The following is a 25,725-nucleotide window of genomic DNA, read 5'->3' on the forward strand; positions in this document are numbered from 1 at the left end:
GCATCACGCCTGCCCCTTTAGTTCTATTCTATCCCTTCAATCCGGTCTTCAACTTCTTGGTACAACTCGCGCAGACGATCTAAATTATCCTCGCTAGTCTCCCAATAACCGCGTCCATTCACTTCCAACAAAGTTGATACAATCTTACGGAAAGAATGGGGATTAAGGTTCAGCAACCGTTTCTGCATTTCTTCATCTTTAATGAAGGTTTCGTTAGTATCCTCATAAATCCAGTTGTCCACAGCGCCGGCTGTCGCACTCCAACCTGTTGTATTCACCAACCGCTTGGAGAGTTCACGCACACCTTCGTAACCGTGAGACAGCATCCCCTCGTACCATTTGGGATTTAACAATTTGGTACGCGCATCCAAGCGCACGGTTTCTGATAATGTCCGCACTTGGGCGTTAGCTGTGGTTGTATCTGCAATATAAGATGCTGGTTTTTTACCATCACCCCGCAGACTTGCCACAAGCTTAGTGGGATCTGAATCGAAGTAGTGGGAAACATCTGTCAAGCTAATCTCGGAAGAATCCAAATTTTGGAAAGTTGCATCAGCAGTTTTCAAAGTACTTTCAAAAATCTGCCGGGATTCGTCCATGATTCCGGGGTTATCGGAATTGAAGGAGAAGGATTTCCGGTTGAGATACATTTCCTGCAACTCGGCTTCGCTGTCCCAAGTGCTGTTTTCTACCGCCAAGTTGATATTTGACGAGTAAGAACCAGAAGCATTGGAGAAAACGCGCGTCGCTGCTTGACGCAGATTAATCCCCATATCCTCAGCTTGCTGCAAAGCATGTTTGCGAACAAAGTTCATTTCTAAGGGTTCATCCGCCTCAGCTGCCATCTTCACGCCTTGATCTAGCAGGTTCATTTGGTTGATGAACAAATCACGGAATACACCAGAACAGTTGATTACCACATCAATTCTGGGTCTTCCCAACTCTTCTAAAGATATCAATTCCAACTTGTTCACCCGTCCCAAGGCATCGGGAACCGGACGCACGCCCACCATCCACATAATTTGGGCTAGGGATTCACCGTAAGTTTTGATGTTATCGGTTCCCCAAAGGACGCAGGCGATGGTTTCTGGCCATTTACCTTCATTTTCCGCCTTGTTACGTACCAAAAGCCTATCTACAACGATTTTGGCTGATTGTACTGCTGCTGTTGTTGGGATGGATTGCGGATCTAGTGCATGGATATTCTTACCTGTGGGTAATACATCGGGGTTGCGGATGGGATCGCCACCAGGGCCAGGTAAAATGTACTCGCCTTCCAAGCCTCTGAGTAATGCTCCTAGTTCGTTATCGGCACAAACTTGTTGCAGGCAGAATTCCAAATACTCAAGTAGGGGTTTTAGGGCGGCGGTGTCAACTTTGGGATAACCTGCTTTATGCAATGCTTCTACCCAAGGTTCTTTTTTGCCCATGTTGAAGAAATTCAACCGGGAAACCAGAGAAACTCGTCCTTCGGCGTCGATTTGCTCTTGGACAAGGGCGGTAACTGCTGCACGGGTTGCCAAAGTGATATCTTGCAGTAATTGGACATCTTCTAAAATGCCTCTGTCATTACTTTGGTAAATATCGTCAATATTACGCCCAATGCTGTTAGCGATAATTCCCGGTAAGCCTTGAAGTCCTTCTTCCTGACGATCCAAGCTGGCGATATTGACGAGAGTTGCGATCGCTTCTTCTGCACTTGGTGGTTTCCCAATCACGTGTAAACCACAAGGCAGCAACCGTGATTCGATTTCCATCAACTTGCGGTAGACGTTGCCAACGATATTATCGCGATCGTCGGTACTCATGTCTCTGGCATCGGTTTCTGGCAGGTTAATATCCTTATCCAGATTCACGATCCGGCATTTATCCATGATGCTGTTGACAATGGAAACACCGCGCCCACTATCTTTCAAGGTTTGATAGGAAGCAATTAACTCGCTGAGTTCCTTTAAACCTTTATACAAACCAGCATTTTCTGCCGGAGGTGTCAAGTAGGAAATTGTTTCGGCATAACTCCGACGTTTGGCAATTGTCGCCTCACTCGGATTATTGGCTGCGTAGTAATACAAGTTCGGAATTGAGCCAATCAAGTTATCTGGATAACAATCACCAGACATCCCCATCTGTTTACCTGGCATGAATTCCAAGGAACCGTGTGTACCAAAGTGCAGTACAGCGTCAGCTTTCCAAACTTGCTCTAGGTAAGTGTAGTAGGCAGCAAAACCGTGGTGAGGACTAGCTGAACGGGAGAACAACAGCCGCATCGGATCGCCTTCGTAACCAAATGTAGGTTGGACACCGATGAAGACGTTACCGAATTGCTTACCATAAATCAGCAGGTTTTGCCCATCGCTGTTGAGATGTCCGGGAGGTGGGCCCCAGTTTTCTTCTAGGCGTTGAGAGTAGGGGGTGAGTGCCTCATACTCAGGAACCGACATTTTGTAAGCAATGTTGAGTTCTGGGCTGTTGTACTGCGCTTGGGCGTCATGGATGACTTCTTGCATCAACGCTTCGGCTGATTCTGGTAATTCGGGTAAGTCGTAACCGTTATTTTTGAGGGCTTTCATCACCTCATAGATTGAGCCGAATACATCCAAGTAAGCGGCGGTTCCGACGTTGCCTTTATCTGGTGGGAAACTGAAAACGGTGATCGCAACTTTTTTATCAAGCTTCGGCTTCCGGCGAAGACTAGCCCATTTTAAGGCGCGTTCAGCTACCGCTTCAACCCGATCGCGCAGGGCGATCGCTTTCCCTGTAGTCCCATCCCTACCCGATAAAATTATCGGCTCAATTGCCCCATCCAATTCAGGAATCGCAATTTGCAAAGCTACTTGAATTGGATGCAAACCTAAATCGCTATCCATCCACTCTTCAGTGGTTTGGAAGACTAAAGGTAACGCCACCATGTAAGGACGGTTTAAGCGTTTGAGTGACTCAATTGCTTTGGGATGATCTTGTCTAGCTGGGCCACCCACTAAAGCAAAACCGGTCAGTGATATAACTGCATCTACTAACTGGATGTTGGTATTTGGTTCATAGAAGTAGGCATCCACAGGCTTAGAGAAATCCAAACCACCAGCAAACACAGGTAATACCCGTGCGCCTAGTGCTTCCAACTCCTGCACCATTGCTACATAATGGGCATCATCCCCTGTAACTAGGTGAGTGCGTTGCAATACTAACCCGACACAAGGAGCTAAGGGATCTTTTAGATCGCTAGAAATATCCTTACGAGCTGTATACCAATTGAGGTACTCTCTGACATCTTCAAACATACTGCTAGCCAAAGGATGCCAAATCCCTAAATCGGGATAAACCACCGGCTGTTGATACGTCGAAGGTGCAATTTGGTTCTCTAAACCTTTAAATACGTATTTATCAGCTAGCATCAGCAAAAAGTTTTCCAGATTTTCTGGAGAACCACCTAGCCAATACTGAAAACTGAGCATGAAATTTCGGGCATCCTGTGCCTTATCCATTGGTAGGAACTTTAGCACTTGCGGCAGCGTTCGCAAAAGCTTCAGCATCCCATCTTGGAATCCCGCACCGGATTTTTCTTTACGTTTCCGCATGAATTGAGCGATCGCACTTTTTGACTGACCCAACTGTGCCAAGGAAAAAGTGCCCATTTTATTTAGGCGCATTACTTCTGGCATGGAGGGAAAGACAACGGAAACATCCAGGCGATCGCGGTGTGGTTCTACTGCTGCTACTACTTTCTGTGCTAAGTCTTCGATGAAAATGAGGGAAGCGATGAAGATATTCGCACTCTCAATTTCTCGTTTGAACTCCTGGTAGTTCTCTGGGTCGCGGAGTTCCTCAATCAAGTACCCGCTGATTTCAATCGCCAAGTTAGGATTGCTCGCGTTAATCGTGCGAACCGCTTGCGACAATGCACTCTGGTACTGGGACTCAAGCACGACATAGACCACCTTGATTAAATTACGTCCGCGTAAATTATCAGGCGCAATGTGTCTAATGGTGGACTTGACGTGGGTGAACATGCTTCCTCGGCTCCTTTGATGCGTGTTCTCTACTGCAAGTTCCTAGCGGCATCAGCAGCCACAGGTAACTTACTTATTGGCAATATGTGTTTTTTATCAGAAAACGCTTGCCCACTGGGCATTTTATCGTCTATCTGACACAAATCGATATAAAAAACGAAATATTTCTTTGTATTTGTTGACTGTGTGTAAAAGTATTTGCTCATTTATTTGTAAATTTTTTGTAATATATTTGTACCTTAATCGCTAAATAGTTATTTAAAGATATTAGTTTATTCATCCGCTCTTATCGTACAGAAAACATTGCTGAATTCTGACGACTGACGCCTCTATTCTGTTTGATAAATCAGGTATCTGACGGTACAGCTTTTCTTACCTTTGAAGCGATCCTGTTTTAATCAAAGACACTACGGTACAAAGATAAAAATATCTAACCTTCTCGTACCATCTAAACCAACATTCCCAATAGTATTTCCACTGGAGGAACAGTATAATCGTTCAAATCAATACTCAGTGTTTGCCTTTCTAATTTCAAAAATCGCCAAGCCATACCACTGCTGACGCTACCATAAATTGTCTTAATTGGTATATTATTAATTTCATTGAATTTTTGTGCGGCAATCATTTCTGCTGCACATTGCCCTAAACCCGGTTTTAAATCACTTTTTTTGCTTCAATAATCACGATTACAGGAGCTTCGATAAATATTTGTTCGGGTGAGCGGCTAATTAAAAAATCACACACTCCACTTAAGCCAAGCTCTGATGCGACGGTAAAATCTTCACCCGAAAAAAAGCTGACTTTGCGTTCAAGAATTTTCCGAACTTCTACAAGGATAGGACTAATAATTAACTCGGAGCGAGCTTTTTCTGAACCAGTTGCTGTTGCTAGTGGTAGTCCTTCGCTTAGTGCTTCTTTGAGGTAAAAACTAGGTTCTACGGACTGCGTTTCAGGTAAAAACCGTCCACTTTCAACCGTAGTTAAGTTAAAGTCGCGTTTCACTTTTGAGAGCGAAAAGTCGCTATAAAACATTATCAATATGATTAAATATTAATCTCTGAGTATGATGCTATCGTGTTTATAGGTGTTTTTTTGGGAATGGGATCAACAAGAGCGATCGCCAACTTGCAAAATATAAAATTTAGGATAAATCACCGATTCGTGGATGATGTCACTGAGCTTGATCATCATCTGTTTTAGTTCGCAATTGCTAAAGTAGGACTTACGCGAAAATCGCCCAAAAGCTTAATTTGTCGAACCGCCAAGACGAGGCAGTGCGTTGGGCGGCTCTGCCGACTTGAAGCAACTGCCGTGCCAAGAACGCCAAGAATTCCTAGAGTGTGCGTAAGTTCTATAAAGCTGAATATTTCAATCAGTAACGCTGACAATTAATGCGATGGCATCGCTACTCCTTTATTGCTCATATTTACGGCAATTTATTGAGCTTTTTGTTCAATACTCTGTTCAAGCCCTTGTTGCAAAATATCTTGATAAATCGCAGATTCGCGCATAATATCACTCGGCTTGATTACCGAGAGTTTAAACCTGTAATTGTTGAACTTGTTCAATAGTTAGACCTGTGACATCTACTATTGTTTCAATATCGATACCTTTGTTAATCATTTTGATGGCAATTTCTTGAGCTTTTTGTTCAATACCTTGTTCAATACCTTGTTCAAGCCCTTGTTCTAATCCTTGTTCAAGCCCTTCTTGCAAAATATCTTGATAAATCACAGATTCGCGCATAATGTTACTCCGCAAAATTCTTTTAATCAATTCTTTATCTAATACTAGCCCAGCTAATACTGCTGTTGATGCAGCAACATTACTACGGATTCGAGTGTCGTTTAGTGCTTCAATAACTTGGGCAGCTTCTTCTAAAGTTCGTGTTTTATCTTCGGTTTGACTTAAAGCTGCAAACGGTAGCAAACCTGGAGAACTGAAAAATACTTCGGTTGGCTGTTCCCAAAGTCGAATTACTTCAAATCTGTGCAGGCTATTTTCTAAAACAAATTCCGTTTGGTAAACTAGCTCAGAATCGCTTGGTTTCAGGTAAATAACTACCTGACGCATTCGTTTATAAGGAAATTTTCGATACACTCACAAACGATAATCACTCATCCGAAAGGGAATATCGGCTTTGGGTACAGTTTGGAATTCAAGATGGAGAACAACGTCATCCGACTGCAATAAAATTAGTGCATCGGCGCGGATGGGTTCGAGGGATAATTCAGATGGACTAAGTTCGGTAAGTGTAATTGGTTCACCGAATAACCATGTTGCAAAGTCGGCTGAAAATGACTCTGCGAGAAACTTGCAGACGTTATCGAACATAACCTGCAATTATATCGGTAATATTGTGCCTCTAGAATTTAGGAACGAATTAAGTAATATTTCCCTCTTCACTAATGACCCCTAACTCCTGACCATTAACTAATGACTCAAGTAGATATTCTCATCCTATCAAATGGCCCAGGTGAGGTAACAACCTGGGTGCGTCCAGTAGTGAAGGCGTTGCGACAAGAACTAGGGAATGACCCTTCTGTGGTGAGGATTTCTGTGGTATTATCGCCTTGCTCAAATGCTAGTGGAAAAGAAGCTGCGATCGCACTTTCTTACCCAGAAGTAGACAGAGTACAAGAAGCAGAGCATTTTTGGCAATTTTTGCTTCGGGGCAAAACATTTGAAAATTGGGACTGGAGAAGTCACGGTGTAGTTGTTTTCCTCGGTGGCGATCAAATTTTTCCCGTAGTCATAGGCAAAAAGCTCGGATATCGCACAGTGATTTACGCTGAATGGGAAGCCCGTTGGCATAACTGGATTGATCGCTTTGGCGTGATGAAACCCGAAGTTGCTGCCCGTGTCCCCCAGAAATATGCTCACAAATTCACCGTTGTCGGTGATTTGATGCTAGAAGCAGCAGGTGAAGCTGGGGAAAGCCTTAATTCAAATTCCCCTCTGCCTATCACTTCATCATTCAAAACTGAATTGATTGGTTTATTGCCTGGGTCAAAAGCGGCAAAATTAGCCCAAGGAGTGCCATTAACTTTAGGCATTGCTGAATACGTTCACGCAAAAAGGCCCCAAACCAAGTTTGTGATTCCTGTAGCGCCGACTTTGGATTTACAAATGTTAGCTCGTTTTGCTGATCCCCAAAAGAACTCTATTGCTGAAATTTTTAGCTTTGGTGGTGCTGACTTAATTGTTCCAAAAGACGCTAGAGGCAAGGCATTTTTCAAAACAGCAAGGGGCTTAACTGTGGAACTTTGGCAAGAAAACCCTGCCTATGACTTATTATCCCAGTGTTGCATCTGCTTGACTACTGTAGGGGCAAACACTGCTGAACTCGGTGCTTTAGGAGTGCCGATGATTGTTTTGCTACCAACGCAGCAACTTGATGCTATGCGTTCTTGGGATGGTTTACCTGGGTTGTTGGCAAATCTGCCGGGGGTAGGTACCACCTTTGCGAAGGTGATTAATTGGCTATTCCTGAGACTCGTGAAAAATAAAGGTTTATTAGCGTGGCCAAATATCTGGGCACAGGAAGAGATAGTGCCTGAACTTATGGGTAAAATCGAACCGCAAGAAGTTGGGGAAATGGTACTAGACTTATTAGTTCATCCAGAAAAATTGGATGAGATGCGAAGCAAACTACATAGCGTTCGTGGCGAAAACGGCGCAGCACAAAGGATAGCACAGATTGTTTGTGAGGAAATTGGCAAGTAGGGGTTGGACACAACCAAAGGGTGCAGAGGCACTAATACCGCAAGGCGGAAGTCAAAAATCAAAAGTCAAAAGTCAAAAGTATTATGGAATAAGCTTTTTAGGGATTTAAAATGGTTGCTCTATTTACGCCGTAACGTACTAAGGCCTTCATATGTGTACTTTTTAATAGACCTGTTGCATAAATCAGATTATCCCCTGAAATTCAAAGTCACTGGCTCACATATTTAGCCTGCCTACGTAGGCTAAATATGTGATTTAACTTCAAAAATCTGGTTCATCCAGTCACAAATTTAATTCATTAAATATTTGTGCAATAGGTACTATACTATAAAAATATTTGTCAGTAAGTGAATTTGAGCACATAAATAATGTGATCCAGGTCACTTACTGGGAAATAGGTACAATCATACCATCTTCTGGAATTGAGAATGCAGTAACAGGGCATGGGAAACTTGATACCCCCTCTGGGGATAAGGGGCGATGGGGCATGAGATGTGTTACCAATGCTTTCCTATGCCATAAGCCGCTTTCATGAAAAGTTTTTGAAGTATAGATAGGGAGGTATAAGACTTACTATGATATCAAGTTTACGAAGGAAATTTAATTATTTCACAAATCATAGGGCTTTTAAAGAGTCCCCTCTGAAAGTTACTTTCCGTTTAATATATTGGTGGATAGTTTGTCAGCTTTCTATTCCACAAACGATTTTAGTTAAAAAGTGGAATGTTCGCTTTTTTTTACCGCCTGCTTTTTATAGAACAGGGAATACTAGTCTCTTTGTTTTCCGTGATACTTATGAGCCTGAATTAGGTTATATTGAGCGCACCCTTTCATCAGGTGAAGTGTTCATAGATGCAGGAGCCAACTGTGGTATTTATACCTTGTTGGCTAGCAAATTAGTCGGAGATTCTGGATTAGTTCTTTCCTTTGAACCAGGAGTAGAATCTTTAAAAAGTATTGAGCATAATCTAGAAATCAACAGCGTGACTAACGTCAAGTTATTCAAATCAGCACTTTCTGAAGAAGAAGGTACAGCTAAGTTGTATCATATTGAAAATGCTCCTACGAGTTATTCTTTGGGATCAGATAAAAGTGAAGAGATAAGTTTTGAAGAGGTTCCGATCACTACTCTCGATCATGTGTTGGCTCATGAAGAGATTGAGCGAGTGGATTTTATCAAGATGGATGTAGAGGGAGCAGAGGAACTTGTTTTTCGGGGTGCAACTTCATTATTTAGCCGGATGAAACCCAAAGTTATATTTGAGATCAGTTCTCAGACAAGCGCAAGACTTAATTTGTCAGCTGATGGAGCCTTCAATTTTCTTAAGGAACTTGGTTACCAGTTTTTCAAAGTTAAAAATACAGGCGAACTGTTCAGTTTTGAATCTCCTGAAGGTCAGCGAGGAAATATTCTAGCAATTCATAAAGATGATTTAGTGACAGGTTAAGATAATTGCACATCTGTCAATAGGTAATCGGAAAAAAGGGATAAATTTAGCTGAGGTTAAGGTTTGCTGATGGCTTTGACCACACCTAAACCCTAGTTTATAGAGGCGACAGCTTACTTCACCGGAGCTGTCGCTTTGTATTACTATTGCTAATCCGAAGACTGTCCATCTCTTCGCCCTAGTTCATAAATGCCGCAACCAATACAGGCTAGTATGCCTGTGCTAATTGCCCAACTGCGACCTAAACTGATTTCCACACCCCAGCTGAATAAAGCGCCAATGACTAGAAAAGGCACAATGCTAAACAGTGAAGCGTAAAAAGCGTTTTGGGATTCTCTGGCTTTACGAGTCCTTTCAAATTCTGACTGACTGGTGTAAAGCGATCGCTCTGCAAAGTTAAACCAGCGGTTAAGTTGCTCGATTACCCATTCACTGACTGGGTTGAAAGCTAGATATAGCGCCAATGACCACAAACTCGCTCCTGCGATCGCGATCGGATCTAATTCAAAACGGAAAGGGAAAATTTCAGTCAGCATGGCTTATGGGAGTACTGCAAAGGGTTGACTTTAGCTGTCAGTAGATGCTAAATAAACCTCTTGTGCAATTTTAAGCATAAAGGTTGACAAGATTTCAACTACTTGGCAATTACTCCGCTCCTTTAAACTAGGATATCAACATCTAAGTAGGTCGGCGTAAATAATTCTTGTTGGAATAAAGCAGGGGGCTTTCTAGCAGAAGGAAAAAAGGGTTTAAGCCTTGTTTACTTTTCTTCACACAGTTAGGTTTGATTGTGCCAACTTATTTACCTCTGTCCAACCTTCTACATCGGCAAACTGAAGATGCTCTTGATAAAACTCAGTTGGTAGCCTAAACGCTGCACTGTTACCAATTTTGGTAAGACAAATGCTGTAGGAGTTGCTCATCTTCAAGCCTCGAATAGACCCCCCTTATAAAGGGGGGAAACTTTAAATCTTGCCCCCTCCCCTTCATAAGGGGAGGGTTGGGGAGGGGTGATTCAAGGATTTTTGCAAGAGGTCTATTGTTAATGCGTCGGCTTACAATGTTAATGCGCCGACCGCATTGTTAATGCATCGGACTACAATGTTAAGGAAATACGGTAAGACATCAATCCAGATTTTGCAGCCCCATCGCAATCTTACTGTGTTTCTCAATTTGTCCCATAACTTGTTTTGCTCGTTGAATCACCACTGCTGGTAAACCCGCCAATCTTCCCGCTTCAATTCCATAAGACTTATCAGCGCCTCCCGGTTGGACTTGATGCAAAAAGATAATTTGGTCGGGTAATTCTTTCACCGTGACTTGATAATTAGCCACATTCGGCAAAATACTAGCTAGTTCATTTAACTCGTGATAGTGAGTCGCAAAAATCGTTCGCGCCCGAATATCCACTGCTATATATTCTGCCACCGCCCAAGCTATGGAAAGACCATCAAAAGTTGCCGTTCCCCGACCAATTTCATCTAACAACACCAGCGACCTAGATGTGGCATGATTGAGAATATTTGCGGTTTCATTCATCTCCACCATGAACGTAGATTGACCAGTTGCTAAATCATCTACTGCACCTACACGAGTGAAAATGCGATCGCATATTCCCAATCTGGCAAACTTAGCTGGCACAAAACTACCAATCTGTGCCATTAACTGAATTAATCCCACCTGACGCAAATAACAACTTTTGCCACTCGCGTTTGGCCCCGTGAGGATAATCAAATCAGGAAGTGGGGAAATTTCTTCTTCACTAATTTCTTCTCCCAATTCCCCACTCCCTAGTTGAGTCGAATTCGGCACAAAGAAACCAGCAGGTAAAGACTGTTCCACTACTGGATGACGGCCATCAACAATGTTTATCTCCCTTCCTGACAACATTTCTGGACGACAGTAACCTTGATGCACCGCCAACTCAGCCAAACCACACAACACATCCGCCGCCGCCACAGCCCGAGAGAGATTGCGAATTACCTCCGCTTCTTGCGCTACCTCTTCCCGCAACGCCGTAAAAATCTCATATTCCAACTGATTTAAATCATCCCGCGCCGTGAGAATCCGGGCTTCTCGTTCTTTCAAATCTGGGGTGATATAGCGTTCTTCATTCGTCAGGGTTTGCTTGCGGATGTAATTAGCAGGTACTTGATCAGCTTTGGTGCGGGAAATACTGATATAATAACCAAAAGTTTTGTTAAATCCTACCTTCAGTGTCGAAATTCCCGTATTAGTCCTCTCATCAACTTCTAAATTGGCAATCCATTGCTGGTCTGCTTCTACAGTCGCTTTTCTTTCATCTAATAGGGAATTTACGCTAGGGCGAATCAATCCACCTTCTTTGATTAGTATGGGTGGCGACTCTACAAGATGCGCGTGTAACTTTTCTGCTAATTCTTCCAACACACTTGGGACTTTCTGCAAAGCTTTGAGGAAAGGAGAACGCGCCTCAGTTACTAAGTGGGATAATTCTGGTAAGCGGGAGAGAGAATCTGCCAAAGCTACTAAATCTCTAGCATTAGCTGTACCAGAACCCGCCCTTCCTGTGAGTCGTTCCAGGTCATAAATTTGGCGTAACAACTGCCGCAAATCTTGACGCAGGGGCGTATTTTCCATCAATTCTTGGATGGTATCAAGACGTGCTCGAATGCCTTTAATATCGAGTAGTGGCTGCAATAACCACCGCCGTAAAGCCCGCCCACCCATTGCTGTACTAGTTCTATCTAGTGCCCAGAGTAGAGAACCGTGAAAAGTGCCATCCCGGACAGTTTGGGTAATTTCTAGGTTACGCCGGGTTTGATTGTCAACAATTAGATAGTCTTTGTCTGTGTAAGTCCGAAGTTTCTGGAGGGAAATTGGGTTTTCCTTTTGGGTATCTTCCAGATATTCCAGAAGACCACCAGCTGCGCGGACGGCGAGGGGAAGATGATCACAACCGAGTCCTTCGAGCGATCGCACCTTAAATTTCTGCAATAATCTAGGTCTAGCTTCGGCTTGCGAAAAGGGAACTTGCGATCGCAAACTATAGCAAAATGATGGTGGCAAACACTGTGGGAGATGTGGCGAAGTTTCTCCTGGACGCAGCAAACTCCCCAAATCGGGCGCATTTGTGGGAACTAACACCTCTGAAGGTTGCAAGCGCATTAATTCTTGTGTCAAATGTTCTAAATCACTACCTTGAGTCGTAAGAAATTCCCCTGTAGAGATGTCTGCATAGGCTAAACCCCAATGATTTGCGGCAATTACTACTGCTGCTAAGTAGTTATTGCGACTTGATTTGAGCATTCCCTCTTCCAGCAAAGTCCCAGGAGTCAGGATGCGCGTTACTTCTCGCCGCACCAATCTACCAGCAGCTTCAGAAGCATCCTCTACTTGGTCGCAAATTACCACTGCATAACCTTTTTCTACCAGCATCGTCGTGTAGCGTTCCCAAGCGTGGTGTGGAACACCAGACATCGCCACTCGTCCCTGTTCCCCAGCTTGCTTACTAGTGAGAACTAATTCCAATTCTTGCGCTAGTTTTACAGCATCTTGGAAATAGCATTCAAAAAAATCTCCTACCCGATACAGCAATACTGCGTGAGGATATTTATCCTTCGTCTCGACATAGTGCAGATACATTTGACTTAGCTTACTGCGGTCTACCTGTCGATGGTCGGAAATAAAAGTACTCGCGTCGGGTTTGGTAGATGGAGTTTCAGAGTGAGAAGCGGTCATAGATGCTATTGAGTTACGCACGGGAATCCCACAATATTCGATGATAGCGTAAGCTAACCCCTGCCCTTTAGGGCAGGGCTTTGTAGTAGCCCTGAGCTATCAGTGTTTAGATTACAACACAAATAACCCGAACCTCCAGGCAAGCTTACAGATTGCCCCAACAAAGAAATCATTTTTGCACCATTCAAATCAGCATCACCATGCCATCCACAATTACTACACTTGAAACGTTTATCAGACCTCAACCCAATGTGCAAGCATTGGTGGCAGGTTTGGCTTGTGTAGGCAGGTGGCACAGCAATTACTTCCACGCCTTCTTTAATACTCTTGTACTCAAGGAAATATCGTAATTGATAAAACGACCAAGAATTAGATCGTCTGCGCTCAACTTTACTTCTGGGTTGAGTATTGGTGCGCTCCCTAATTCCAGTCAGGTTTTCAATAGCAACAATAGATGCGGTGTACTTGGCTTGTTGAATAATTCGATGGGTGATTTGATGGTTGAGCCACTGTTGAAATCTTCTCTCACGCCCCGACAGCCGTTGGAAAATCTGCCTTGCCCTACGGCGAGTAGACCTTGTGCCTTTCGTAGCCTTTTGTTGGAGAGAAGCTCTAATTTTGGCGTATCTATCCCAAACCTCATTTATTTGTTTGCCGTCCCACTTGTCTCCATTACTAGTTACAGCGATATCCCTACGCCCAAAATCCACACCAATCACATTATTTGGTTTAAGTGGTTGGGGCACTTTATCTTTGATTTGAATATGAATGTAGTATAAACCATCCCGATGCTTACACAACTGCGCCGATGTCGGTTTTGTACCTTTGAGCTTACCTCGCTGGTAGTTACCCACATCCAATTTGATATGCTCCCTGCCTTTGGACAAAGTAAGGCTAACAGTCCAGTCTTTCTCTCTAAAAGCAAAAATTCTAGCGTCGTAGTCGGCACTAGTTGGCTTAAAGAATTTAACCGACTTATTTTTCTGCTTGGCGGTTTTGCGATTTGCCCCCACTCTGGCACAAGCTCTGACTGCCAAATTAGCAGACAACCCAAACAACGAGCGCAAGTCTTGATAGACCAAGTTCTGAATAGTTGTTTTGCTCGTTACCTGGGGTTTGACTTGCTCGTTGGTATAGTTGCAAGCACCTGCAAACGCCTTCAAAGTTGCCTCTATTTGGGCAACTTGTTCAGGGGTGGGGTTAAGCTTGCAAACCAATGTCAACACTTGTTCCATACATTAAATTATATCACATGTGACAAATGTTTTTCACGGCAATAAATTCGCCTGCGCCTTACCCCCATGCTTGAAAGCAGGGGCTTCCACGGCGCGAGGTGTTTCGTGAAAGTTGAGGAGCGATCGCTCAAGGATTTTTTACCCTTCGTCATATTACCTTGCTGATCTACCCCTTGTTGCAGCTAGTGTAGTAAACAGGCGAACGCAGTATGGCGAAGCTTGACGAACCTTAGTTACATTCAACAACGTTAAAAGCTTTAGAGCGTGTGTCCTTTTAGTTCTTTTTTCATACTTGCCATTTTTTGAATGACGGGTAGCTGTCTTTAACTAGATATACAAAGTTTACTTATAAATTTGCTCTATATTCTGATATTGTGCCATCAAACGCTCAATTCCATCTTCCCTATAAAATTCTCTTAAAATATCAATATCAGCATAAACTACGCTTCCATTATTTGCACCATCAAGTGGCACCGCTTATCTTCAAAATTCACAGCATCTAAAATCCAAAGATGATCTTCTGTTCTATTTCTCAGATGTTCCCAAGGTGTAGCAGTGGAATCAATTGGAGATAGCATGGTGTAGGATTCAAGAAAAGCGATCAATTTACTATAAGGCAGATCGGTTTTTTTTGTGGTTGTTTTAGTAGACAATTGATGGGAAAGCGCCTTTAATAAAAGCTTAATTCGGATAGTTGAATGAGTGTAGTAATCTTTTCCTTAAATCTGTCAGATCGTAAGTGTGGAAGAAAGAACACAAAAAACCAAACCAGTAAGTCCCTGATCCTGAATTGCTGGAAGTTGTTGGGAGTTGGATTTTTGGTGTTGGTGCTAATGCCGAGTCAGGTGTCAGCCCAAAAACCAACGAAACCTCTACGTGTGGCGACGGGATTAGCCACACCCTTCGTCTTTGAGAAAAACGGTCAAATCACTGGATTTAGCATTGATCTTTGGCATAGTATCACTGAGGAGATGAATGTTAAGTCCGAGATATTTGTCAATCCAACTACTCAAGATTTGCTGTCTGCTATTAAGTCTGGTAAGGCAGACGTAGGAATTGGCAATATATCTATCACCGCCGAGCGAGATAAAGACTTTGATTTCTCTCAACCGATGTTTGAATCAGGACTTCAAATTTTAGTACTAAATCATGAGAATGGTGTCAGATCAGTACCAAGTTTATTAGCAGTGATTTTCTCACCTGCCCTAATACAGCTTGTTGGCATCATTTTGGTAATTATTCTTGTGCCAGCTCACATTGTCTGGTTTTTTGAGCGCCACCGTTCTGAAGGAATGATTCCAACTTTGTCCTACTTTCCTGGTATTTTCAAAGCTTGCTGGTGGGCAGCTGCAACCTTGGCTACCCAAGCTGACGAAATGCCTAAGAGTGTAATCGGACGGGTAGTAGCTGTAGTCTGGATGTTTACCAGTGTTGTTTTTGTTGCCTACTTCACGGCTACAGTTACTACTTCGTTAACGGTGGATCAACTACAGGGAAATATTAAAGGTCCAGATGACCTGATGTCCAAGCGTGTCGCTACTGTCATCAATAGTACATCGGCAACTTACCTGCACGAACAAAACATTCAGGTTCTAGAGTTCAATAAGGTTGCCCAAGCTTATGATGCACTCTTACAAGAAAAGGCAGATGCAGTTGTTTTTGACGCGCCTGTTCTCCTTTACTACGCGTCTGGTGAAGGCAAAGGAAAAGTAAAAGTTATTGGCAGTGTTTTTCGCAAGGAGAACTACGGCGTTGTCTTTGGGGCAAATAGTCCCTATCGAAAGCCTGTTAATAAAGCCCTACTAACACTACAAGAAAACGGCACTTATCAAAAGCTTTATCAAAAGTGGTTTAGCACCAATTGAACAACAGGTTCACTTTTAGTTTATGGTGCGATCGCTCAATGATTTTTTATCCTTTTCTCCGGCTGCTTCGCCCTATAAGTGGTTCTTAGGATTTCAATTTTTCCTCTTCCCAAAGAATAATTTGCTCACGGAACTTAGCCCAAGGTGTGCTTTCATCAGAAGTAGGTCAGCACTTTCTATATCAGGACACACCAACGCGAAATCTTTGAGATGCACCACACTCAATTTTAAGGTTTGGGAACAATGCTTAATTTACATGATTTTCAGCCTTAACTGAACCGTATTAGCATATGCAGGGGATTTATATTAGACTAAGCTAATAGGTATCTTTATGACAAATTCTGCACCCTTTCCCGGTGTAGAAAAACACCTAAGTTCTCCCTTATGTTTTTCAACTATAATCTGATAGCTTATAGATAGCCCTAGTCCAGTACCTTTGCCCACAGCTTTAGTGGTGAAAAACGGATCAAATAGCTTTGAACGAACTTGTTCATTTATCCCCAAACCATTATCAGCAATACTAATTGCTATCCATTTTTCATCGATTAACTCAGTTTTTATTTGAATTTGGGGATTATTATTTATCAGTTTTTGATTGTCAGTTGTTTGGGGATTTACTGCTGACCACTGACTATTGTTCGCTGATGCCTCCAGCGCATCGATCGCATTAACAAGAATATTCATAAATACTTGGTTGAGTTGACCAGCATAGCAAGTTACATTCGGCAGTTGACCGTATTTTTTGATGACTTTGATTTCTGGGTACTTATCATGCCTAGCTTGCAGGCGATGCTCTAAAATCATTAAAGTATTATCGATTCCTTCATGGATATTAACTTGCTTAAGTTCTGCTTCATCAAGTCTGGAAAAGTTACGTAGAGATTTAACAATTTCCTTAATTCGTTCTGTTCCTACTTTCATTGAATGGAAGAGTTTAATTATATCTTGAATCAAAAAATCCAAATCTATTTTTTGTATTTCATCTTGGATTTCTGGGGGAGGAATGGGACAAAGTTGTTGATAAATTTGCACCAATTTCAGTAAATCCTGGGTGTATTGATAGGCGTGGTGAAGGTTTCCATAAATAAAACTCACGGGGTTATTAATTTCATGGGCAATACCAGCGATCATCTGTCCTAAACTAGACATTTTCTCAGCTTGGATAAGTTGAGTTTGAGTAAGTTTTAGTTCGCTTAGTGTTTCTTGTAAAGCTGTTGTACGTTCCTCAACCCGAATTTCTAACTCTTGATTTGCTTTTTTGAGTGCTTCTTCCGCTTCTTTACGTCTATGAACTTCTTTTGCTAACTCATCGATTTTCTGGTTCAGGAGAACGAAATTACTGCTGGATAAAGTTCTCTTTTCCAAACGCAGAAGAATTAAAGCTGAAGATTCAGGAGACCAAGGTTGAATAACGGCTCCTTGACTACGACATATTAACGTTTGTCCATCATTCTTTCGTAAAGTCAAAGAGCCAATAACCATTGCTCTGCTACTTGAACAGGCTTGCAAGTACTTTACAACATCGTTAGTAGACTCAGTTACAAATTCAAAGAGCATTCTCCCCCGCAGTTCTTGACGGCGTAAACCCAGTATCTCTGCTACTGGTTGATTGGTAGCTAACAATTGACCCTCTCCACTCACCAGAAGTAAAGGCTCTGGTAAAACTCTGGCAAATTCAAGAAATTGTTCAGGAGTCATGGGGGTTTTCGGGGTTCAACTTTACTTTACATATCTGCACTTAAGTTTTTATCCTAGAGTTAGTTCAGTGCTGAAGGGTTTACACCGATTCTGGTCCTTTAAAGTATTCTCGACCTTCTGCATCTTCTGCCTCTTCTGTAAGTTTTAAGTAAACAATAACTCTACATCCAGAAGCACCCTGTGCTATGGTCTCTTGCAATTCTACTTTCGCATATCCCAGATTATTAGCTGCGATCGTCCCAAAGACATTTGAAGTCATCATGCACATGGCAGGGCGATTCAGCACTTTTTCGCCAAATGGGCAGACGCGATTGCCAAAGACAATTTTTTCATCATTCTGCTCAATTATATAAAAATCGCCCTGGATTCGTCTTTTTAAATCAATCAAGACATCAACTACCTGCTTACGAGAAAGGTTGGAGACTTCCAGGGCAGATTTGTAATCTTGATTAATCTGCCTACCCATCCTTTCACCAACTACGCTGATAAATCCAGAGGCTTCTTCTAAGCCAACTACGTCCTGCAATGTGCCAGATAATTCTCTGATTAATGTACGTAAAAATATATCGCGTTCTAAAGAAAGATTAAGTGTAGCTATTGAGTGGTTAAGTGTATTGGTCATAAATTTTGAAGACACAATCTTGGAACTACAGTTATAGAGTTCCCCTAAATGCCTTTCAAGTAACTTTTTATCGTCTTTATTAAGAAAAATTAAAGTTTGTCGTTGCGACAATTCCCGGTTTTGCAAAGTCTCTTCTAGCTTAAGTCCCTATTATCCCCACGCAGAAATTAGGGCAAACGCATCTAAAGTATAAAAATTATTTCACTGCAATAGAAATTTTTCTCGTCACGGTGAATCTGAGAAAAAATTAAACGTAACTTCTAAATAAGCAAAGGATAGACATTTTTATAAATAGTCAACATTATCAGCTTTCCTTCACTTACATCTTGAATTTTAACTATAAGTTCCTGCTCTCTCAGTAATGATTTTTACAGGTTCTGACACGATATCATTTAGCTTATTAAACTCTCCAGCCCGCCAGCTGTCTGTTATATCCTTGATAAAACTGGCAATAGGGATCGCAATTAACAAACCTAACACTCCTCCCAACTTTGCTCCCAACAACAAAGAAATCACTACCCAGACGGGATTTAAGCCAGTCAAATTACCAAGAATTCGAGGTGCAACAAAATTAGAATTAACTTGGTCGATTGCAACAGCTACACCTAAGACTTCAACTCCTAGCCAAAAGTTTTGCAACGCCACCAACAAACTTACTATGGCGATACCTACTCCTGTACCAAAGGGGAAAAGAGAAAACAAACCAATACCGATACCAAAAAGTAAAGCCAAGGGAACTTGCAGCGCCAAAAACACCAGTGTAATTGTCACCCCTAACACAGCCCCCAATGTTGCTTGACCAATGAAGTAATTGTGGAAATCCTCTCGCAGTAATTCCCGTACTTTTAACCCAATGCTACGGGGAAACCACTGAAAAACTCCGTCCCAAAGGCGTTCGCCATTCAATATTAAGTAGATAGTCAGCACTACCGCCAGCAGAACGTTGAGGACAATACCAATGGTATCGACGGCAAAACCGAGAATTCTCCCAGTGAAGGACTGAAGTTGGTTAGATAATCGATCGAGAACTTGGGTGAATAAACCACTTAAATTAATCGGAAGCTGTTGTTGACTTAACGCCCAATCCTGGAAAGCTTGCAGTTGTTCAGTACCAGAATCAATCCAACTGGGCAAAATATTAGCTAGCTCGTTGATCTGTTGGATAATCAGGGGAACCAAAGTGATGCCTAAACCCACTAAAACCACCACAGTCAAAAGCAACACTCCTGCGATCGCTAGGTTGCGTTTTACCCCTTGTTCCTGAAGAAACTGGATTGGATAGTTCAATACAAAAGCTAGTAGGATGGCGGCAGCAATAATACTAATCAAGGGTTGAAAATACTGTACAACCTGGAGTAATAGCCAGCCGTTGAGAATAATAATCGGAAATGCCAATCCTATAGTTAACCATCGCGGTAGTTTGTTTACTGATTGCATTAGTGATGACTCCACAAGAGTTATAACTTTATTTTGGCTTTTGGGGATTGGAACTGGGGACTAGAAAAAAGTTTTCTTATATGCCCATACCCTATGCCCAATTAAGTCTGTTGATTTGTCTCGATAAAATCCAATATAATTCGCTGATGCACATTCCCCAAAGGTCGCACTTCGCCAGCGTTTTCCGAATAACAGTTACCTTGGTTAATATCTTCTAGGGTCAATAACCCCATATCCCAGCCTTCATTCAAAACCAGTTGATTTAATTCCACCAAGAGTGGTGCATGAAAAACATGACGCACTACTCTTTCGTTAAAATAACAGCCAAATTCAACAAAGGATTGTAAATTATAGCCGATTTCTTCCAAAATTTCTCGCTTCACTGCTATATCCGGCGTTTCACCAGGTTCGATATGACCGCCAAAGAGTCCCCAGTAACCAGGATAGAGAATACCGGGGATATTGTCCCGCAGTTGCATGAGAAATTTATTTTTTTGGTAAAGAATTGCGATCGCCACATGTATCGGCTGATTATTCATATGTTCATTTTTAATTTTTAATTGCTGATTATTCTTCTTCTAGATAAACTTCCCCCAATTCTTTATCAGCTAAGGGGATACTTCGGTAACGAACTTTACCCTTAATCACCACTTGTGCTCCCTTGGCCAGATTCTTCTGATTGGTAATAACCCAAATTTTGCCAGTTGAATCATTAATTTGATAAGCCCACTGCTTGATCAGAGGAGCTTGCTTTTCCACCTGACCTTGAATGTAAACTGTAGCCTGATTGTCTTGTTCTAGTTTAATCTCTCGAATTGGGGTGACATTGCTACCAATTTTAAAATTAGTCCCATTCAACCCAGACGAGGTTAAACTACCACAACTACAAAGTCCCACCACCAAAAAAATCAACCCCAGGCGGTAAGAAACAATACTCTGCCCATACAAGAATGAAAGGGACAAATTTCTCCTTTGTTGCATGAAAGCCACCGATTGAGCAAATTTTTGCTTCACTGCTTGCTTTGTCGCCAGTTTCATCAGGTCAGTTCCCATTTATACTATTCTCTGCGGTTTCAGAAACATCCTCTCAACTGAGCAAAAAAATGTTTTGAATTTCATCCTTAATTCTTTATTCTTCAGATAACGTCGTTGATCTGAGAAAATAAACATTATCGATTTACTGTGAGAAAACGCTACGACATCAAACAGGAAGATAATAATAGTCAAAAGTCCAGAGTAAAAAATCAATATTTTCACTCTGGATTTTGGACTGTTGACTCCGCCTAGATTAGAAGCGGCTGAGTTTTGACCAAAAGGCAATATAGCTGAGAATTCTCATGGAAACAAAAACTGCCAAACTCCTTGATGGTAAAGCAATAGCTGCAAAAATTCAGCAAGAACTTTCTGTTGGCATTAGACAATTACAACCAAAAATTGTTCGCCCGCCTGGTTTAGCAGTGCTGATGGTTGGCGATAATCCAGCGTCGGCGGCTTATGTACGTAATAAAGAAAAAGCCTGCGCTAAAGTTGGTATGGCCTCTTTTGGTAAGCATTTTCCCGCCCAAACTACTCTTGGGGAGTTAGAAGAGGTGATAGCTGCACTAAACCACGATGAACGGGTGGATGGCATTCTTGTGCAGCTGCCCTTACCTAACCACTTGGATGCTGTAACTCTGCTACATCAAATTGATCCCGATAAAGATGCTGATGGACTGCACCCAGTTAACTTGGGGCGACTAGTTAGGGGAGAAAGCGGTTTACGCAGCTGCACTCCAGCAGGTGTTATGCGCCTTTTACAAGAATATGACATTCCTTTGCAGGGAAAACAGGCAGTAGTGGTGGGACGGAGTATTTTGGTGGGTAAGCCGATGGCGCTGATGCTACTAGAAGCTGATGCCACAGTCACGATCGCTCACTCGCGATCGCATGACCTCAAAACCATCACCCAAAATGCTGATATTCTAATTGCAGCAGTAGGTCGTCCCGGACTGATCACTGCTGATATGGTGAAACCGGGCGCTGTTGTGGTAGATGTGGGAATGAATCGCGTCACCGATGCTAGTGGCAACAGTCGCTTAATTGGCGATGTCCATTTTGAATCAACCTCTGCTGTAGCAGGATTTATTACCCCTGTTCCTGGTGGTGTTGGTCCTATGACTGTAGCCATATTGTTGCAAAATACATTTGCCAGCTATTCTAGGGCGGTAAGACAATAAAGAAAGTGATGAGTGATCAGTTAAAAGTTAAGAATTCTTATTGGTAACTCCTAACTCCTAATTCCTAACTCTTCATTTTTTCAGCGCCACAGCACCTTAAAATTGTGACGTATAAGACAAAAATCCCAAAATGTCAGGAATTTAAGAATGGTAGCAACTGATAACGTTCAAAAGACACCACCAGAGGAAGCCACATTTAACTTAGCAGCTTATCTAAAAGAGCGACAAAAGCTTTGTGATACTGCTTTGGATCAGGCTATCCCCATCATTTATCCAGAAAAGATTTATGAGGCGATGCGCTACTCGTTATTAGCTGGAGGAAAGCGTGTACGTCCCATTCTTTGCCTTGCTACCTGTGAAATGATGGGTGGAACCATCGAAATGGCCATGCCAACGGCTTGTGCTGTGGAAATGATCCACACAATGTCGTTGATTCATGACGACCTGCCGGCGATGGATAATGACGATTACCGTCGCGGGAAGCTGACGAATCATAAAGTCTATGGCGAAGATGTGGCGATTTTGGCTGGGGATGGCTTGTTGGCTCTCGCTTTTGAGTTTGTTGCTATGCAAACCCCTCAAAGCGTTAAGAGAGAGCTAGTCTTGCAGGTAATTGCCCGTCTTGGTCGGGCCCTGGGGGCAGGTGGTTTGGTCGGCGGTCAAGTTGTCGATTTAGAGTCGGAAGGTAAATCAGATATTTCCCTAGAAACCCTAAATTTCATTCATAAACACAAAACAGCCGCCCTTTTGGAAGCTTGCGTAGTTTGTGGCGGGATTATAACTGAGGCATCACCTGAAGATGTGCAGCGATTGACTCGTTATGCTCAAAATATTGGGCTAGCATTCCAAATCATAGATGATATTCTAGATATCACTGCTACTCAAGAGCAATTAGGCAAAACAGCTGGTAAAGACCAAAAAGCGAAGAAAGTGACCTATCCCAGTATTTGGGGACTTGAGGAATCGCGCTCAAAAGCCCAAGAGCTAGTTAAAGCAGCTTGTGCGGAATTAGAACCATTTGGAGAGAGAGCCAAGTCACTCAAAGCGATCGCTCATTTTATTATCAGCCGCAATAACTAGTACCGCTTTGCGGAATTCGGAATGTGATGCTGGTGATGCTCGATAGCGACCGTGCGTAACGTCTGGCTCGCTCTAAGCGTACCCCTGCGGGGAAGCAAGCTACGCGTAGCTTGCGTCTCTAAGAGTTGCCATGCCGCAGGCTTTACACTACGCCATTGCCCTTGGCGTGCCGTAGGTAAGACTTGCTAATACTACGCTTACGCTAACGGAAATCCTCTACCGCAAGCGTTTCATTGATTTGGAATGGGTGGTTTATTTACACCATGCTGTACTACTTGTGCCCAGCGGAATTCAAAATTCAAAAAGCTTATAAAATAAGCTTTTAGGCTATTTTGAATAATTGGTCTGTTTCCGCCGTGATGTACTAAGTTAATTTTGGATTTTAGGTTGAATCTAAATGTTTCCTCAACCAACAACTGCTGCTAATATTTACTAACCTAACCAAAATACCATGCAGGACATAGGCAACATTTTAGACAACCGGGTGCTGCTGGTTGCTCTGGTAGCTTGTTTAATTGCTCAAGCACTAAAGCTCGTAATCGAAATCATTAAACATCGCAAACTGAATGTGCGTGTTTTGGTGACAACCGGAGGTATGCCCAGTGCCCATTCAGCTTTAGTTACAGCTTTAGCTGCTGGTGTAGGGCAAACACTTGGTTGGGCATCTCCTGATTTTGCCGTTGCTACAATTTTTGCCATCATCGTCATGTATGATGCAGCTGGAGTTCGCCAAGCGGCTGGTAAACAAGCTCGCATCCTTAATCAAATGATTGATGAATTATTTGATGAAAAACCAGACTTTAGCCAAGACCGTCTGAAAGAATTACTCGGACATACACCTGTTCAGGTAATAGCTGGGTCGGCTTTGGGTATAACCATCTATTGGTTAGCTAGGTCTGCTTATTAAGCTCGGTCAATGAATCTTTGTTTGAGCAGCTATTTGTGATTGGTAACTGGTAATTCGTCAACCGATTTTGGATTTAGAATTTTAGATTTACCCGATGAATAAATTTAATAACTTGAGGATTTTGAATTTGTTCCACAAATATGTTTACTTAAAACCTTTTTAAATTTTGAATTTAAAATTCAAGATTCGGTCAGTTGACAAATTACCACCCTGATAGTACACATCAGTATTCCAGAAAACTTAATTTTATTTAAATGCCAGCAGTAATGCTTAAAAATTACGACCTACAAATGCAAACGCTAATGTTATACTCGCAGACTATCTAATTGCGGCAGATTTAACGTAGCTCTCACAAAATGCAAAGTTTTAAACTATATGGTTTAGTTAGCACTTCATGTCAGCTGATGTCTGATAAAATCCATCATTTTTGTAATGTTTCCCATAATAAACCAAATTAAGTTTAAAAATTTGAAAATCAATTTATTAGCTCTTTCTTTTGCGTTATTTAGTCACTAGTACAGGTGTTCCGATTTTCACCAATTCATAGAGTTTACGTACATCATGATTATACATCCGAACGCAACCATGAGAAACTGCTTGCCCAACAGATTTTACACTCGGAGTACCATGAAATCCAATTTCATCTTTTCCATCTGTCCAAAATCCAATCCAACGTTCTCCTAGAGGATTATTTGAGTTTCTTGGAGGAATAATTTCTCTATTAGGAACGAAAGGGTTTTCCCAAGCTGGGTTTTGCACCATGTGAATAATTTTAAATTTGCCTGTAGGTGTTTCCCATCCAGGTTTACCAATAGCTACTGGGTAACTAGCTTGTAAACTGTTACCCCGATAAACGTAAACTTTTCGTTCATTAAGTTTAAGTAGCAAATGGATTTCTTGCTTAGAAGTGTTGGGAATTATTGGCTGTATGGGATGCTGGAGTTTGAGTAATAATCGGCGCTTTCGCTCAGAGTAGTTAGAAAGATTTAACCGTAATGGTACAGGGTTTGATTCAACTTGAGGAGAAACTTGAGAAAAGTTTGGTTGACTACTATTAGTAACCTGAGCAGTGGCGTATGATTGAAGCGAGATCAGTGCTACTATTGTTGTCAAACTAAACTTGAAAGTTCTACAAAAATACATACTACAAATCATTTTTCGTTGTATTAATTACTAATATTATAATTACTTTTAGTCATTAGTAAGAATTCAGAACTCAGATATCAACTAGCTTGAAGTCTGAATTCTGAATTCTGAATTTCCAAATTACTAAATATCGCAAATCAAAAAAGTTTTATCCTCGTGCTCTTATAGGAGATGAAGGTGCTGGTTGGGAGTTTGGAGTTGAGCCTGGTTCTTGTGTTGGAGTTGGGGCTTTTTGTCTTGGTTTTCGTCTTCCACCTGAGTCTTGTGTTGGAGTTGGGGTTTCTTGTCTTGGTCTTGTACCTGGATTTGAATTAGGATTTGAAGGTTGGTCTGGTTTTACGGGGGTTTCGTCTGGTTTTGTAGGGGGTTGGTTTGGTTTTACGGGGGTTTCGTCCGGTTTAGCGGGAGGTTGGTCTGGAGTTGCCGGAGTTGGCTGTGGAGTTGCCGGAGGTTGGTCTTGAGTTGCAGGGATTTCGTTCGGTTTTGCGGCGGGAGGTCGCTGTGGAGTTGCCGGAGTTGGCTGTGGAGTTGCCGGAGGTTGGTCTGGAGTTGCCGGAGGTTGGTCTGGAGTTGCCGGAGGTTGGTCTGGAGTTGCCGGAGGTTGGTCTGGAGTTGCCG

General features: G+C 42.3%; 18 protein-coding genes and 3 pseudogenes. 6 read left to right on the forward strand and 15 right to left on the reverse strand.

The window, feature by feature from the left end; genetic code table 11:
• Nucleotides 1–23: 23 nt before the first annotated feature.
• The 3 genes and pseudogenes from V7K35_RS00925 to V7K35_RS00935 form a co-directional block, all read right to left on the reverse strand.
• Nucleotides 24–4,007, reverse strand: a complete 3,984-nt coding sequence (locus tag V7K35_RS00925) for a magnesium chelatase subunit H (protein WP_335075606.1) — start codon at nt 4,005–4,007, stop codon at nt 24–26.
• Nucleotides 4,008–4,455: 448 nt separating this feature from the next.
• Nucleotides 4,456–5,039 (reverse strand): annotated as a pseudogene (locus V7K35_RS00930) (hypothetical protein).
• A 507-nt stretch (nt 5,040–5,546) separates the two neighbouring features.
• A pseudogene (locus V7K35_RS00935) lies at nt 5,547–6,341 on the reverse strand (Rpn family recombination-promoting nuclease/putative transposase).
• Nucleotides 6,342–6,443: 102 nt separating this feature from the next.
• Between V7K35_RS00935 and V7K35_RS00940 the strand changes: the two are divergent.
• Complete coding sequence (locus tag V7K35_RS00940) at nt 6,444–7,733, forward strand: lipid-A-disaccharide synthase (RefSeq protein ID WP_335075608.1); 1,290 nt, start codon at nt 6,444–6,446, stop codon at nt 7,731–7,733.
• A gap of 575 nt (nt 7,734–8,308) precedes the next feature.
• On the forward strand, nt 8,309–9,181 hold the full coding sequence (locus tag V7K35_RS00945) for an FkbM family methyltransferase (RefSeq protein ID WP_273763982.1): 873 nt from the start codon (nt 8,309–8,311) through the stop codon (nt 9,179–9,181).
• Nucleotides 9,182–9,330: 149 nt separating this feature from the next.
• On the opposite strand, the gene V7K35_RS00950 is transcribed toward V7K35_RS00945, so the two are convergent.
• The 5 genes from V7K35_RS00950 to V7K35_RS00970 all read right to left on the reverse strand — a co-directional run bounded on the left by V7K35_RS00950 (nt 9,331) and on the right by V7K35_RS00970 (nt 14,610).
• A complete protein-coding gene (locus V7K35_RS00950) occupies nt 9,331–9,717 on the reverse strand; it encodes a hypothetical protein (protein ID WP_334796701.1) in 387 nt (128 codons plus the stop codon).
• 234 nt (nt 9,718–9,951) lie between these two features.
• Nucleotides 9,952–10,104 (reverse strand): hypothetical protein, encoded by a 153-nt coding sequence (locus V7K35_RS00955; RefSeq protein ID WP_335075610.1) that lies wholly within the window; start codon nt 10,102–10,104, stop codon nt 9,952–9,954.
• 202 nt (nt 10,105–10,306) lie between these two features.
• Entirely contained in the window at nt 10,307–12,901 is a 2,595-nt protein-coding gene (gene mutS / locus V7K35_RS00960) for a DNA mismatch repair protein MutS (protein ID WP_335075612.1), read from the reverse strand.
• A 53-nt stretch (nt 12,902–12,954) separates the two neighbouring features.
• Nucleotides 12,955–14,136, reverse strand: coding sequence for an RNA-guided endonuclease InsQ/TnpB family protein (locus tag V7K35_RS00965; RefSeq protein ID WP_335075613.1), 1,182 nt, complete (start codon nt 14,134–14,136; stop codon nt 12,955–12,957).
• 342 nt (nt 14,137–14,478) lie between these two features.
• The gene (locus tag V7K35_RS00970; protein WP_334796695.1) at nt 14,479–14,610 is read right to left on the reverse strand and encodes a hypothetical protein; all 132 of its coding nucleotides are present in this window, start codon (nt 14,608–14,610) and stop codon (nt 14,479–14,481) included.
• Nucleotides 14,611–14,834: 224 nt separating this feature from the next.
• On the opposite strand from V7K35_RS00970, the gene V7K35_RS00975 reads away from it, so the two are divergent.
• Nucleotides 14,835–16,001, forward strand: coding sequence for a transporter substrate-binding domain-containing protein (locus V7K35_RS00975; RefSeq protein WP_335075615.1), 1,167 nt, complete (start codon nt 14,835–14,837; stop codon nt 15,999–16,001).
• 306 nt (nt 16,002–16,307) lie between these two features.
• Here V7K35_RS00975 and V7K35_RS00980 read toward each other — a convergent pair whose 3' ends face one another.
• The 5 genes from V7K35_RS00980 to V7K35_RS01000 all read right to left on the reverse strand — a co-directional run bounded on the left by V7K35_RS00980 (nt 16,308) and on the right by V7K35_RS01000 (nt 20,796).
• Nucleotides 16,308–17,699: an ATP-binding protein gene (locus tag V7K35_RS00980; protein ID WP_335075617.1), complete on the reverse strand. Its 1,392-nt coding sequence runs from the start codon at nt 17,697–17,699 to the stop codon at nt 16,308–16,310.
• Between the two features lie 79 nt (nt 17,700–17,778).
• Nucleotides 17,779–18,321 carry a methanogen output domain 1-containing protein gene (locus V7K35_RS00985; protein ID WP_335075618.1) on the reverse strand — a complete coding sequence of 181 codons (543 nt, stop codon included), beginning with the start codon at nt 18,319–18,321 and terminating at the stop codon, nt 17,779–17,781.
• Nucleotides 18,322–18,654: 333 nt separating this feature from the next.
• The gene (locus V7K35_RS00990) at nt 18,655–19,758 is read right to left on the reverse strand and encodes an AI-2E family transporter (protein WP_334796692.1); all 1,104 of its coding nucleotides are present in this window, start codon (nt 19,756–19,758) and stop codon (nt 18,655–18,657) included.
• 101 nt (nt 19,759–19,859) lie between these two features.
• Entirely contained in the window at nt 19,860–20,297 is a 438-nt protein-coding gene (locus V7K35_RS00995) for an NUDIX hydrolase (RefSeq protein ID WP_335075620.1), read from the reverse strand.
• Nucleotides 20,298–20,325: 28 nt separating this feature from the next.
• Nucleotides 20,326–20,796 (reverse strand): hypothetical protein, encoded by a 471-nt coding sequence (locus V7K35_RS01000; protein WP_335075622.1) that lies wholly within the window; start codon nt 20,794–20,796, stop codon nt 20,326–20,328.
• A 299-nt stretch (nt 20,797–21,095) separates the two neighbouring features.
• Between V7K35_RS01000 and folD the strand changes: the two genes are divergently transcribed.
• From folD to V7K35_RS01015, 3 genes are all read left to right on the forward strand, one after another.
• Entirely contained in the window at nt 21,096–21,974 is an 879-nt protein-coding gene (gene folD / locus V7K35_RS01005) for a bifunctional methylenetetrahydrofolate dehydrogenase/methenyltetrahydrofolate cyclohydrolase FolD (protein WP_334796688.1), read from the forward strand.
• 147 nt (nt 21,975–22,121) lie between these two features.
• Nucleotides 22,122–23,054 carry a geranylgeranyl diphosphate synthase CrtE gene (crtE, locus tag V7K35_RS01010; RefSeq protein WP_335075624.1) on the forward strand — a complete coding sequence of 311 codons (933 nt, stop codon included), beginning with the start codon at nt 22,122–22,124 and terminating at the stop codon, nt 23,052–23,054.
• A gap of 451 nt (nt 23,055–23,505) precedes the next feature.
• A complete protein-coding gene (locus tag V7K35_RS01015) occupies nt 23,506–23,961 on the forward strand; it encodes a divergent PAP2 family protein (protein ID WP_298919701.1) in 456 nt (151 codons plus the stop codon).
• A 501-nt stretch (nt 23,962–24,462) separates the two neighbouring features.
• Here the strand turns inward: V7K35_RS01015 and V7K35_RS01020 are convergent.
• The gene (locus V7K35_RS01020; RefSeq protein ID WP_335075626.1) at nt 24,463–25,074 is read right to left on the reverse strand and encodes a L,D-transpeptidase; all 612 of its coding nucleotides are present in this window, start codon (nt 25,072–25,074) and stop codon (nt 24,463–24,465) included.
• 181 nt (nt 25,075–25,255) lie between these two features.
• Nucleotides 25,256–25,725 (reverse strand): annotated as a pseudogene (locus tag V7K35_RS01025) (hypothetical protein); the annotation flags it as partial.

This window comes from Nostoc sp., from assembly GCF_036917275.1.
Lineage (GTDB): Bacteria > Cyanobacteriota > Cyanobacteriia > Cyanobacteriales > Nostocaceae > Nostoc.

What these genes read in the sequence shown, in the direction of transcription:
- crtE (WP_335075624.1), top strand. Translation starts at nt 22,122, where the DNA reads ATGGTAGCAACTGATAACGTTCAAAAGACACCACCAGAGGAAGCCACA.
- V7K35_RS01000 (WP_335075622.1), bottom strand. Translation starts at nt 20,796, where the DNA reads ATGAAACTGGCGACAAAGCAAGCAGTGAAGCAAAAATTTGCTCAATCG.
- V7K35_RS00965 (WP_335075613.1), bottom strand. Translation starts at nt 14,136, where the DNA reads ATGGAACAAGTGTTGACATTGGTTTGCAAGCTTAACCCCACCCCTGAA.
- mutS (WP_335075612.1), bottom strand. Translation starts at nt 12,901, where the DNA reads ATGACCGCTTCTCACTCTGAAACTCCATCTACCAAACCCGACGCGAGT.
- V7K35_RS00950 (WP_334796701.1), bottom strand. Translation starts at nt 9,717, where the DNA reads ATGCTGACTGAAATTTTCCCTTTCCGTTTTGAATTAGATCCGATCGCG.
- folD (WP_334796688.1), top strand. Translation starts at nt 21,096, where the DNA reads ATGGAAACAAAAACTGCCAAACTCCTTGATGGTAAAGCAATAGCTGCA.
- V7K35_RS00995 (WP_335075620.1), bottom strand. Translation starts at nt 20,297, where the DNA reads ATGAATAATCAGCCGATACATGTGGCGATCGCAATTCTTTACCAAAAA.
- V7K35_RS00975 (WP_335075615.1), top strand. Translation starts at nt 14,835, where the DNA reads ATGAGTGTAGTAATCTTTTCCTTAAATCTGTCAGATCGTAAGTGTGGA.
- V7K35_RS01015 (WP_298919701.1), top strand. Translation starts at nt 23,506, where the DNA reads ATGCAGGACATAGGCAACATTTTAGACAACCGGGTGCTGCTGGTTGCT.
- V7K35_RS00925 (WP_335075606.1), bottom strand. Translation starts at nt 4,007, where the DNA reads ATGTTCACCCACGTCAAGTCCACCATTAGACACATTGCGCCTGATAAT.
- V7K35_RS00955 (WP_335075610.1), bottom strand. Translation starts at nt 10,104, where the DNA reads ATGAGCAACTCCTACAGCATTTGTCTTACCAAAATTGGTAACAGTGCA.
- V7K35_RS00980 (WP_335075617.1), bottom strand. Translation starts at nt 17,699, where the DNA reads ATGACTCCTGAACAATTTCTTGAATTTGCCAGAGTTTTACCAGAGCCT.
- V7K35_RS00945 (WP_273763982.1), top strand. Translation starts at nt 8,309, where the DNA reads ATGATATCAAGTTTACGAAGGAAATTTAATTATTTCACAAATCATAGG.
- V7K35_RS00940 (WP_335075608.1), top strand. Translation starts at nt 6,444, where the DNA reads ATGACTCAAGTAGATATTCTCATCCTATCAAATGGCCCAGGTGAGGTA.
- V7K35_RS00990 (WP_334796692.1), bottom strand. Translation starts at nt 19,758, where the DNA reads ATGCAATCAGTAAACAAACTACCGCGATGGTTAACTATAGGATTGGCA.
- V7K35_RS00985 (WP_335075618.1), bottom strand. Translation starts at nt 18,321, where the DNA reads ATGACCAATACACTTAACCACTCAATAGCTACACTTAATCTTTCTTTA.